The sequence below is a fragment of the Stella humosa genome (genome assembly GCF_006738645.1).
GTDB classification, from domain to species: Bacteria; Pseudomonadota; Alphaproteobacteria; order ATCC43930; family Allostellaceae; genus Allostella; species Allostella humosa.
The window spans coordinates 5,714,240-5,726,021 of the sequence record NZ_AP019700.1; the positions used below are offsets into that span (position 1 = coordinate 5,714,240).

Genomic DNA, 11,782 nt, shown 5'->3' on the forward strand with positions numbered 1-11,782 from the left:
TCCCGTCTTGAGGCTGGTCAACAAGGCCGATGGTCGGGCACTATGCCCGGCCGCAAATTCCGATGGCCCGGCAAGGGGCCTCGCTGGGGAGGTTTCCGAGACACGCCATGGAAGACGCCGAACTCCGTGTCACCGAAGAAGAGGCCCTGCTGTTCCATTCGAACGGCAAGCCCGGCAAGATCGAGATCACCCCGACCAAGCCGCTGACGACCCAGCGCGACCTGTCCCTGGCCTTATTCGCCGGGCGTGGCGGTTCCCTGCCTCCATATCGCGGCCGACCCGTCCAAGGCCTACGACTACACGGCCAAGGGCAACCTCGTGGCGGTGATCTCGAACGGCACGGCGGTGCTGGGCCTGGGCGACCTGGGCGCGCTGGCCGGCAAGCCGGTGATGGAGGGCAAGGCCGTCCTCTTCAAGCGCTTCGCGGACGTGGATTCCATCGACCTGGAGGTCGATACCCGCGACGTGGACGAGTTCGTCAACTGCGTGCGCTTCCTCGGCCCCACCTTCGGCGGCATCAACCTCGAGGACATCAAGGCGCCGGAATGCTTCATCATCGAGCAGCGCCTGCGCGAGCTGCTCGACATCCCGGTCTTCCATGACGACCAGCATGGCACCGCCATCGTCGCTGCGGCCGGCCTCGTCAACGCCCTGCACCTGACGGGTCGCGAGCTGCGCGACGTGCGCATGGTCATCAACGGCGCCGGCTCGGCCTCGATCGCCTGCGTCGAGCTGCTGAAGTCGATGGGCCTGCCGCACCAGAACGCCATCCTGTGCGACACCAAGGGCGTCATCTATCAGGGCCGCACTGAGAGCATGAACCAGTGGAAGTCGGCCCACGCCGTCCAGACCGAGGCCCGCACGCTGGCCGAGGCGATGGTGGGCGCGGACATCTTCTTCGGCCTGTCGGTGAAGGATTCGGTCACGGCCGACATGGTCCGCAGCATGGCTGACCGGCCGATCATCTTCGCCATGGCCAACCCCGACCCGGAGATCCGGCCGGAGCTGGTGCGCGAGGTGCGCCCCGACGCCATCATGGCGACCGGCCGCTCGGACTATCCCAACCAGGTGAACAACGTCCTGGGTTTCCCCTACATCTTCCGCGGCGCGCTCGACGTGCGGGCATCCACAATCAACGACGCGATGAAGATCGCCGCCGTCGAGGCGCTGGCCGCACTCGCCCGCGAGGACGTGCCGGACGAGCTGGACAGCGCCTATTCCGGCCGCCGCCTGCGCTACGGCGCGGACTACATCATCCCCGTGCCGTTCGACCCGCGCCTGATCGAGAAGGTGCCGGAGGCGGTCGCCCGCGCGGCCATGGATTCGGGCGTCGCCCGCAAGCCCATCACCGACATGGACGGCTATCGCCGCCAGCTCCGCGCCCGCCTCAACCCGACCGCCGACATCCTCCAATTCATCTTCGAGAAGGTGAAGGCCAACCCGCGCCGCGTCGTCTTCGCCGAGGGCGAGGAGGAGAAGGTGATCCGGGCGGCCGTGCAGTACGCCAATGGCGGCTTCGGCACCCCGGTCCTGATCGGCCGCGAGGAGCGCATCTTCGAAAGCATGCGCTCGATCGGGCTCGCCCGGCATGACGGGATCGAGATCCACAACGCCCGCCTCAGCCAGCAGAACCCGCGCTACACCGACTTTCTCTATACCCGGATGCAGCGCAACGGCTTCCTGCGCCGCGACTGCCAGCGCCTCGTCAACCAGGACCGCAACGTCTTCGCCGCCCTGATGGTGGCCTGCGGCGATGCCGACGCGCTGGTGACCGGCGTCACCCGTAACTATTTCGATGCCTACGAGGAAGTCCGCCGGGTCATCGACCCCGAGCCCGACCAGGTCGTGTTCGGCATGACGCTGCTGCTGGCCAAGGGCCAGACGGTGCTGATGGCTGACACCACGGTGAACGAGCTGCCGACCGCCCAGGAACTGGCCTCGATCGCCGTCCAGGCCGCGGCCCAGGCCCGCGCCATGGGCGTCGAGCCGCGCGTGGCGCTCCTCTCCTATTCCAACTTCGGCAACCCGGCCCGCTCGCGCACCGAGCGCATGCGCGAGACGGTGGCGATCCTCGACCAGCGCAAGGTCGACTTCGAATATGACGGCGAGATGTCGGTCGATGTCGCCCTCAACCACGACCTGATGCGCCGGCTCTACCCCTTCTGCCGCCTGTCGGGCCCGGCCAACATCCTGATCATGCCGGCCCTGCACAGCGCCAACATCTCGTCCAAGATGCTCCAGGTGCTGGGCGGCGGCGTCGTCATCGGGCCGCTGCTGATGGGCCTGTCGGCCTCGGCCCAGATCGTCGAGACGTCGGCCACGGTGTCCGACCTCGTCAACATGGCGGTCCTGGCGGCCCACGACGCCACGCGCTAGGGCCGGGCGGCCCCTGGGCGACAGCGCAGCGGCGGGCGGCACCATGGACCGGTGGCCGACCCTTCGCCGCGTCGTGCTGCATGCGGCCACCGTTGCCTCGCCGGGGCTGCTCGTCCTGCTACTGCTGCTCGTCCTGGGCGTCATCGCCCCGGGCGTGGCCGCGCTCGCCCTGGCCGTCGTGCTGCTGGCGACGGCGGTGCTGGTCTGGCCCTACGTGCTGGGCGTGGACAGCCTCCAGGTGGCGGTCGACCGGCTGGAACGGCATGGCGATTCGCCGGGGCCCGACACCGGCCCGTCGGAGAGCCTGCGCCGGGTGTGGGACGCCGTGCGCCGGATGCACCACGAGAAGGAGCAGGGGCGGCGCGCCGTCGAGCAGCGGCTGCAGGCCGAGGAGGCGATCCTGACCGCCCTGCCCGATCCGCTGCTGCTGATCGATCCGGCGCGGCGGGTGGTGCGTGCCAATGCCGCCGCGGCCGAGCTGTTCGGCGGCTCCCCGGTCGGGCGCGACCTGGCGGCCGCGATCCGTCACCCGGCGGTCCTGGCCGCGGCCGACGCCGTGCTGGCGGGCGAGGCGTCGCGCGCCGTCGATTTCGCGGTCTCGACCCCGGTCGCGCGCGAGCTGGTGGCCCGCATCATGCGGCTGGAACACGCCGCCGGCATGCCCAGGGATGGTGTGCTGGAGGATGTGGCGGCCCTGCTGTCGCTGCACGACGTGACGGCGATCAAGCGGGCCGAGCGCATGCGCGCCGACTTCGTGGCCAATGCCAGCCACGAGCTGCGCACGCCGCTTTCCACCCTGGTCGGCTTCGTCGAGACCTTGCAGGGGCCGGCGCGCGACGACGAGGAGGCGCGCGACCGCTTCCTTGCCATCATGCACGAGCAGGCCCACCGCATGGCCCGCCTGGTGGAGGACCTGCTGTCGCTGTCGCGCATCGAGCAGGACGAGCATACCCCGCCGTCGGGGCGCGTCGACCTGGGCGAGATCGTGCACGCCGCCGTCGAGACGATGGAGATGAAGGCCCGCTCGCGTGGCTCGTCGATCGACCTGGTGGCGACCGCCGGCCTGCCCCTGGTCCAGGCCGATGCCGACCAGATCGCCCAGGTGCTGCAGAACCTGATCGACAACGCCATCAAGTACGGCCGCCGCGGCACCCCGGTCGCCATCACCCTGCAACGCTCGCCGCGCGGCACGCTGGCCGGCGGCCGCCCCGGCATAGCGCTTGCCGTGGCCGACCAGGGCGAGGGCATCCCGCGCGAGCACCTGTCGCGCCTGACCGAGCGCTTCTACCGCGTCGACCCGGCGCGCTCGCGCGCCATGGGCGGGACAGGGCTGGGGCTGGCCATCGTCAAGCACATCGTGGCCCGCCATCGCGGCCGGCTCGACATCGCCAGCGAGCCCGGGCAGGGCAGCCGGTTCACCATCCACCTGCCCGTGGCCGAGCCGCCGCCGTCATCAAACTGAAACGCCCAGGTCATATAAGCGTCCTGCCTGGTCGGTAGGGTGCCGCGCAGCGACGAGGCCGAACCTTCGGTCCCGTCCCCCGGTATCCCCCCAGAGGAGACGCGCACATGGTGCGGAACACCACGCTCATCGCCGCCGCGGTCGCCGTTTCGGTCGCCGTCCCGGTCCACGCCCAGACGCTGGACCCGGCGCTGGCCAGCTACAAGCAGACGTCCGGCGTGTCCGGCAGCATCAAGTCGATCGGCTCCGACACGCTGAACAACCTGATGACGCTGTGGGCCGAAGGCTTCAACAAGATGTACCCGAACGTGAAGATCGAGATCGAGGGCAAGGGCTCCTCGACCGCGCCGCCGGCGCTGGTCGCGGGCACGGCCCAGTTCGGTCCGATGTCGCGCCCGATGAAGGGGGCGGAGATCGACGCGTTCGAGAAGAAGTACGGCTACAAGCCGGCAGCCATCCGCGGCGCGGTCGATGCCCTGGCGGTCTTCGTCCACAAGGACAACCCGATCCAGTGCCTGACCCTGCAGCAGGTCGACGCCGTCTTCTCGAAGACGCGCAAGGGCGGTTCCAACAAGGAGGCCGCGACCTGGGGCGACCTCGGCCTGACGGGCGAATGGGCGGCCAAGCCGGTCTCCCTCTACGGCCGCAACTCGGCCTCGGGCACCTACGGCTACTTCAAGGAAGTCGCCCTGTTCAACGGTGACTTCAAGGACGCCGTGAAGGAACAGCCGGGCTCGTCCACGGTCGTCCAGGGTGTGGCCTCGGACAAGTTCGCCATGGGCTATTCCGGCATCGGCTACGCCACGGCCGATGTCCGCGCCGTGCCGCTGGCCGGCAAGGCCGGCGAGAAGTGCGCGCCCGCCACGGCGGCCGCCGCCTATGCCGGCGAGTATCCCCTCGCCCGCTTCCTCTACATCTATGCGAACGTGAACCCGAACCAGCCGCTCGACCCGGCCCGCGGCGAATTCATCAAGTTCGTCTACTCCCGCCAGGGCCAGGAAGCGGTACTGAAGGACGGCTACTTCCCGGTCACCCAGGCGATCGCCGAGGAAGACCTGAAGGCCAAGAAGCTGATGTAGGGCGCATGGCGGAGGGGTCGCGACCGGCCCCTCCGCCTCCTCCTTCAAGCCGCGTCCGCCGGAGCCTGGTGCCATGTCCGCAATCGATCCCGCCGCCTCGACCCCCTCTCCGTCCGCGCCGCGCCGGCGCAAGGAGACCCGCCGCTCGGTGCTGATTGCCGACAAGGTCGCCGACTGGACCATCACCATCGGCGGCCTGTTCGTCATCGTCGCCGTGTTCGGCATCATGGCGTTCCTGGCCCAGGTGGTGGTGCCGCTCTTCACCGGCGGCCATGTCCAGGACCGGGCCGACTATGCCGTGGCCGGCAGCGACACCGGCACGCTCATGGTTTCCACCGACGAATACCGGACCATCGGCCTGAAGATCGGCCCGTCCGGTGCCGTCGTCGCCTTCCACCTGCCGACCGGCCGCCCCCTGGCGCCGCTGGCCTATGATTTCGCGGGCGTGCCCGTCACCGGCTTCGGCCGGACGCTGAAGCGCGAAGACATGGCGTTCGGCTTCGCCGACGGCACGATCCGTTTCGCGCGCATGCGCATGGCGACCCAGGTCCTGCCCGCCGACCAGCTTCCCCCCGGCCTGACCCGGCTTGACGACCGCGACCTGACCGACGGCAAGGTCGTGTGGTCGCGCATCGCCGGCAACCAGGTGCGCCGGATCGCGCCCGAACTGGCCCTGGAGCCGCCGCAGAAGATCGCCGAGGACGGCTCGGCGATCATCGCGCTGGACTATCGCATCGGCGGCACGACGGAGCGCCCGACCAAGGCGTTCGTGGCGGTCGACGCCAGCGGCATCGCCCGCATCGGCACCAGCGAGACGCGCACCAACATGCTGACGCGCCAGTCCCGCACCGAAACCCGCACCGCGACGCTGCCGGCGCTGCCGGCCGGCACCAAGGTGAAGACCGTGCTGATGACCGACAAGGCCGACCAGGTCTATGTCGGCGAGGCGGGCGGCATGATCCATCGCTTCGACACGCGCGACTTCGCCCAGCCGACCCTGGCCGAATCGGTCGACCTGCTGGGCGCGGACGAGGAACTGACCAGCCTCTACTTCCTGATCGGCGAGATCTCGCTGGTGGTCGGCGGCTCCAAGGGCACGACCGACGTCTATTTCCGCCTGCAGCGGCCGGGCGCGCGCAGCAGCGACGGCTATGCCCTGGTCCGCGCCCATCGCCTGGCGCCGCAGCCCGCCGCCGTCACCGCCATCGGCGCCAGCCAGCGCACCAAGATGCTGGTCACCGGCGACGCCGCCGGCAATGTCTGGCTGCGCCATTCGACCAGCGAGCAAACCATGCTGAAGCTGGCCGCGGCCGGCGGCAAGGCGATCGCCTCGGCCCAGATCACGCCGCGCGACGACGGCATCGTCGCCGTCGACGCCGACGGCCGGGTCCATCTGTGGCGCATCGACGTGCCCCACCCCGAGACGACGGTCGGCACCATCTTCGGGCCGGTCTGGTACGAAGGCTACTCCGCGCCCTCCTACACTTGGCAGTCCTCGTCCGGCACGGACAGCTTCGAGCCCAAGCTGTCCCTCGTCCCGCTCGTCTTCGGCACGCTGAAGGCGACGCTCTATTCGCTGCTGTTCGCCGTGCCGATCGCGCTGCTGGCGGCCATCTACACCTCGGAGTTCGTGCATCGCGGCGTCCGCGCGGTGGTGAAGCCGACGATGGAGATGATGGCCTCGCTGCCGTCGGTGGTGCTGGGCTTCATCGCCGCCCTCATCCTGGCGCCGCTGGTCGAGACTTGGCTGTCGTCGGTCCTGCTCGCCTTCTTCGCCATCCCGCTGTCGCTCTTCGCCGCCGCCCACCTGTGGCAACTGCTGCCCGGCGACACCGCCCGGCGCTTCGGCGGCCTGCCCAAGCTGGTGCTCATCTTCGTGGCGCTCGGCGTCGGCCTGTTGGCCTGCCTGTGGCTCGGCCGCGGGTTCGAGCAGGCCCTGTTCGCCGGCAACTTCAAGGCCTGGGTCAACCGCGACATCGGCACCGGCACGCCGTTCATGTTCCTGGTCCTGCTGCCGCTGTCCTTCCTGGTAGCGATGACGGCGTTCGAGCGGCTGGCCGGCCCCTGGTTCCTGGCGATGCAGCGCCGGGGCGGCGGCACGGCGGCCGGCCTGCTCGACCTGGTGCGCTGGGTGGCGCTGCTGGCGGCGTCGGCGCTCATCGCCTTCCTGGCGGCGCGCCTGCTGACCGGCGCGGGGTTCGATCCGCGCGGCGGCGTGGTCGACACCTATGTCCAGCGCAACACGCTGGTGGTCGCCTTCGCCATGGGCTTCGCCGTCATCCCGATCATCTACACCATCGCCGAGGATGCGCTGAACGCGGTGCCCGAGCACCTGCGCGCGGCCAGCCTCGCCTGCGGCGCCACGCCCTGGCAGACGGCGATCTCGGTCATCCTGCCGACGGCGGCCAGCGGCGTCTTCGCCGGGGTCATGGTCGGCATGGGCCGTGCGGTCGGCGAGACGATGATCGTCGTCATGGCCGCGGGCAACACGCCCATCCTGGAATGGAACGTCTTCAACGGGCTGCGTGCGCTGTCGGCCAACATCGCAGTCGAGCTGCCCGAGGCGGTGAAGGACGACACGCTCTATCGCACCCTGTTCCTGGCCGCCCTGACGCTGTTCGTGATGACCTTCGTCATCAACACCGGCGCCGAAATCATCCGCCAGCGCTTCCGCAAGCGCGCGGTCCAGCTCTAGCGCCCAGCCCCGAACGCCCAGCCCCGACGGATGGACCCGATGACCTCGACCCCGATCGATGCCGTGGCGCCGCGCACCGCCGCCCATGCCGCCCGCACCCGCACCACCGACATGCGTGCGGTGGGCGAACCCAACCTCTGGGCCTTCGGCGGCGCGCTCGCCTTCGGCTGCGCCATGATCGTGGGCTTCCTGCTGCTCGTGTTCTGGAACGGCGTCGCCACCTTCTGGCCCAAGCCGCTCGTCGTCGTCACCCAGGCCGACGGCGCGCGCGTCGCGGGCGAACCCTTCCGCAGCGAGACGTTCCGCCCCGGGCCGGAGCTGCTGGCGACCCTCGACCCCGCCGTCCGCGGCGCGATCGCGGCGGCCGGCGGCACGGCGACGCGCACCCTCTACCGCACCGGCAACTACGACATCTACAACGAGGACTTCCGCTGGGTGTCGGACTTCGCCGTGACCGGCACCGCGACGCCGCCCGGCCTGGTCTTCGTCGAGCGGCTGGAATGGGGCCCGTTCGTCGGCCGCATCGCCGGCGTTGCCGTCGATGGCCAGGCCCGCCCCGAGTTGGCGGCCGATCGCGCCGCGCTCGCCGTCGCCCACGACACGGCGCGCGCGCGCTGGCGCCAGATCCGCCATATCGAGCGCGACCTGATCGGCGACATCAACCACCGGCTGGAGCGCGGGCGGCTGGCGCTGCGCCGGGTCGCATTGAAGAACGGCAAGGGCACGCCAGAGCACACGGCTGCCCAGGCCCGCTTCGCCGAACTGGAACAGGCGCTGCAGGCCGACTATGCGCGCCTGGCCGCCGAGGCCCAGGCCCTGAAGGCCGAGGACGCGCTGAGCCGCATCACGCTCGCCGAGGTCGGCGGCGCCGAGAAGACCATCAACCTGTCCTCGGTCGTGCGCCTCTATCCCGCCAACGACCTCGACCTGGCGGGCAAGCTCGCCGTCTACGCCTCGCGCTGGTGGGAGTTCGTGTCCGACGAGCCGCGCGAGGCCAATACCGAGGGCGGCGTGCTGCCGGCCATCTTCGGCACCTTCGTGATGACGCTGCTGCTGGTCATCGTCGTCGCCCCCTTCGGCGTCGTCACCGCGCTCTACCTGCGGGAATACGCCCGCCAGGGCCGGCTCGTGTCGATCGTGCGCATCTCGGTCAACAACCTGGCCGGGGTGCCGTCCATCGTCTACGGCGTCTTCGGGCTGGGCTTCTTCGCCTATGTCCTGGGCGGGTCGATCGACGGCCTCTTCTTCCCCGAGCGCCTGCCCAACCCGACCTTCGGCACCGGCGGCATCCTGTGGGCGTCGCTGACGCTGGCGCTGCTGACCGTGCCCGTCGTCATCGTCGCCACCGAGGAGGCGCTGTCGGCCGTGCCGCGCTCGATGCGCGAGGGCTCGCTCGCCTGCGGGGCGTCCAAGTGGCAGACGATCCGCCACATCGTCCTGCCGCGGGCCATGCCCGGCATCATGACCGGCATCATCCTGGCGATGGCGCGCGGTGCGGGCGAGGTGGCGCCGCTGATGCTGGTGGGGGTCGTGAAGCTGGCACCCGAACTGCCGCTCGACGGCTACTTCCCCTTCTTCCACCTCGAACGCAGCTTCATGCATCTGGGCTTCCACATCTTCGACGTGGGCTTCCAGTCGCGCAATTCCGAGGCCGGCAAGCCGATGGTGTTCGTCACCACGCTGCTGCTGATCGGCCTCATCTTCCTCATGAACATCTCGGCGATCGTCATCCGCAATCGGCTGAAGCGGAAGTTCGCCGGCAGCCAGTTCTGACGGTCAGGAGAACAGCATGGTGGCGCTCGCCGCAGACGATGTCCGTCCCAGCGTGACGGAGACCGAGACCGTCTATCACCTGAAGCGCGGGCCCGAGGGCACGGCGCTCGCGATCGAGGACTTCCGCCTGTGGTACGGGGCCGCCCAGGCCCTCCACGGCGTGTCGATGACGGTCGAGCGCGGCCTGGTCACCGCCCTGATCGGCCCGTCCGGCTGCGGCAAGTCGACCCTGCTGCGCTCGCTCAACCGCATGAACGACCTGATCGACGGGCTGCGCACCGGCGGCCGGGTGATGTTCGACGGCACCGACATCTACGATCGCCGGGTCGACGTCATCGCGCTGCGCAAGCGTATGGGCATGGTGTTCCAGAAGCCGAACCCCTTCCCCATGTCGATCTTCGAGAACGTCATATACCCCCTGCGGGTGGACGGCATCCGCGACCGCCACGTGCTGGAGGAGACGGTCGAGCGCGCGCTGAAGGGCTCGGCCCTGTGGGACGAGGTGAAGGACCGGCTGCACCAGAGCGCGCTCGGCATGTCGGGCGGCCAGCAGCAGCGCCTGTGCATCGCGCGCGCGATCGCGGCCGATCCCGAGGTGCTGCTGATGGACGAGCCCTGCTCGGCGCTGGACCCGATCGCGACCGCCAAGATCGAGGAGCTGATCGACGATCTGTCGGGCCGCTACACCATCATCATCGTCACCCACAACATGCAGCAGGCGGCCCGCGTGTCCGACAACACCGCCTTCATGTATCTGGGCCGGCTGATCGAGTACGGCGAGACCGAGGCCATGTTCACGAACCCGAAGCTGGGCCGCACGCGCGACTATGTGACCGGCCGGTTCGGCTGACACGTCATTCTGGCGAGGGACGAAGACCGATGCCGACCAAACACACCGTCCGCTCCTATGACGAGGAGCTGCGCCGTCTCGCCAACACGCTGACCCAGATGGGCGGGCTGGCCGAGTCGCAGTTGGCCGCCGCCATGCAGGCCGTCTCCCGGCGCGACGGCGTCCTGGCGGCCGAGATTGTCTCGGCCGACCTGCGCGTCGACCAGCTCGAGACCGAGGTCGACCAGCAGGTGATGCGCCTGCTGGCGCTGCGCCAGCCGGTCGGGCCCGACCTGCGCGAGATCGTCTCCTCGCTCAAGATCGCGGCTGACCTGGAGCGAATCGCCGACTATGCCGCCAACGTCGCCAAGCGCTCGATCGCGCTGAACCAGACCCCGCCGGTGCGCCCCGCCTTCGCCATCCCGCGCATGGGCGCCTATGCCCAGGCGATGATCAAGGACGTGCTCGACGCCTATGTCGAGCGCGACGCGGAGCGGGCGGTCGCCGTGTGGCGCCGCGACGAGGAGCTGGACGAGATGTACACCAGCCTCTTCCGCGAGCTCCTCACCTACATGATGGAGGACCCGCGCAGCATTGGCGCTGCCACCCATCTCCTCTTCATGGCCAAGAACGTCGAGCGCATCGGCGACCACGCCACGAACATCGCCGAGACGATCCACTTCCTGGTGCGCGGCGACCGCCTGCGCGAATTGCGGCCCAAGGGCGACCGCTCGACCGCCGTCATTCCCCAACCCCCGGTTACCGCTGTTCAGTCGATGGATGCCCCATGAAGCCGCTGGTCCTGGTGGTGGAGGACGAGGTCCCCCTCCTCACCCTGCTGCGTTACAATCTCGAGAAGGAAGGCTTCCGCGTCGCCGAGGCGCGCGACGGCGAGGAGGCGCTGGTCGCCGTCAAGGACCACAAGCCGGACCTGGTCCTGCTCGACTGGATGCTGCCGCTGGTGTCCGGGATCGAGGTCTGCCGCCAGATCCGGCGCATGCCCGAGGCGCGCTCCCTGCCGATCGTCATGCTGACGGCGCGCGGCGAGGAGGCCGACAAGGTCCGCGGCCTGAACTCTGGCGCCGACGACTATGTCACCAAGCCCTTCTCGCCGTCCGAGCTGACGGCCCGCCTGAAGGCCGTGCTGCGGCGTGCCCGGCCGTCCACGGCCGAGGACATGCTGCGCTTCTCCGACCTCGCCATGGACCTGACCGGCCATCGCGTTACGCGAAACGGCCGCAACATCCATCTGGGCCCGACGGAGTTCCGCCTGCTGCGCTTCTTCCTGGAGCATCCGGGCCGCGTCTTCTCGCGTGAGCAGTTGCTGGACGCCGTCTGGGGCCGCGACGTCTATGTCGAGCCACGCACCGTCGACGTGCATATCCGCCGCCTGCGCAAGGCCGTGAACGGCGACGACGACCTGGATGTCATCCGCACCGTGCGCTCGGCCGGCTACGCCCTCGACCATCAGGAAGCGTGACATGGCGGACACGCCGGGACATGGCCCGGGGGCGGGCCGGACAATTCGATTGACCGGGAATGCCGGTTCGGATTGATTATACGATTAA

7 protein-coding genes and 1 pseudogene are annotated in these 11,782 nt (G+C 69.6%); all 8 read left to right on the top strand.

Going from position 1 to position 11,782, the window contains the following annotated elements; all coding sequences use genetic code 11:
- Positions 1-107: 107 nt before the first annotated feature.
- The 8 genes and pseudogenes from STVA_RS26930 (at position 108) to phoB (ending at position 11,694) form a co-directional block, all read left to right on the top strand.
- Positions 108-2,376: pseudogene (locus STVA_RS26930) on the top strand (NADP-dependent malic enzyme).
- A 43-nt stretch (positions 2,377-2,419) separates the two neighbouring features.
- Positions 2,420-3,838 carry a sensor histidine kinase gene (locus STVA_RS26935; protein ID WP_123690264.1) on the top strand — a complete coding sequence of 473 codons (1,419 nt, stop codon included), beginning with the start codon at positions 2,420-2,422 and terminating at the stop codon, positions 3,836-3,838.
- Positions 3,839-3,945: 107 nt separating this feature from the next.
- A complete protein-coding gene (locus STVA_RS26940) occupies positions 3,946-4,917 on the top strand; it encodes a PstS family phosphate ABC transporter substrate-binding protein (protein WP_123690262.1) in 972 nt (323 codons plus the stop codon).
- Between the two features lie 73 nt (positions 4,918-4,990).
- Positions 4,991-7,612 carry an ABC transporter permease subunit gene (locus tag STVA_RS26945; RefSeq protein WP_179955428.1) on the top strand — a complete coding sequence of 874 codons (2,622 nt, stop codon included), beginning with the start codon at positions 4,991-4,993 and terminating at the stop codon, positions 7,610-7,612.
- A 39-nt stretch (positions 7,613-7,651) separates the two neighbouring features.
- Positions 7,652-9,385 (top strand): phosphate ABC transporter permease PstA, encoded by a 1,734-nt coding sequence (pstA, locus tag STVA_RS26950; RefSeq protein WP_123691288.1) that lies wholly within the window; start codon positions 7,652-7,654, stop codon positions 9,383-9,385.
- Positions 9,386-9,401: 16 nt separating this feature from the next.
- Positions 9,402-10,235, top strand: a complete 834-nt coding sequence (gene pstB / locus STVA_RS26955; protein WP_123690260.1) for a phosphate ABC transporter ATP-binding protein PstB — start codon at positions 9,402-9,404, stop codon at positions 10,233-10,235.
- A 29-nt stretch (positions 10,236-10,264) separates the two neighbouring features.
- The gene (gene phoU / locus STVA_RS26960) at positions 10,265-11,005 is read left to right on the top strand and encodes a phosphate signaling complex protein PhoU (RefSeq protein WP_123690258.1); all 741 of its coding nucleotides are present in this window, start codon (positions 10,265-10,267) and stop codon (positions 11,003-11,005) included.
- Complete coding sequence (phoB, locus tag STVA_RS26965; RefSeq protein WP_123690256.1) at positions 11,002-11,694, top strand: phosphate regulon transcriptional regulator PhoB; 693 nt, start codon at positions 11,002-11,004, stop codon at positions 11,692-11,694. Before phoU ends, phoB begins: the two co-directional genes overlap by 4 nt.
- The last annotated feature ends 88 nt before the right edge of the window (positions 11,695-11,782 follow it).

Bases quoted from the DNA above. Each gene is read 5' to 3' on its own strand.
- STVA_RS26935 (WP_123690264.1), top strand. From the start codon at position 2,420: ATGGACCGGTGGCCGACCCTTCGCCGCGTCGTGCTGCATGCGGCCACC.
- STVA_RS26940 (WP_123690262.1), top strand. From the start codon at position 3,946: ATGGTGCGGAACACCACGCTCATCGCCGCCGCGGTCGCCGTTTCGGTC.
- STVA_RS26945 (WP_179955428.1), top strand. From the start codon at position 4,991: ATGTCCGCAATCGATCCCGCCGCCTCGACCCCCTCTCCGTCCGCGCCG.
- pstA (WP_123691288.1), top strand. From the start codon at position 7,652: ATGACCTCGACCCCGATCGATGCCGTGGCGCCGCGCACCGCCGCCCAT.
- pstB (WP_123690260.1), top strand. From the start codon at position 9,402: ATGGTGGCGCTCGCCGCAGACGATGTCCGTCCCAGCGTGACGGAGACC.
- phoU (WP_123690258.1), top strand. From the start codon at position 10,265: ATGCCGACCAAACACACCGTCCGCTCCTATGACGAGGAGCTGCGCCGT.
- phoB (WP_123690256.1), top strand. From the start codon at position 11,002: ATGAAGCCGCTGGTCCTGGTGGTGGAGGACGAGGTCCCCCTCCTCACC.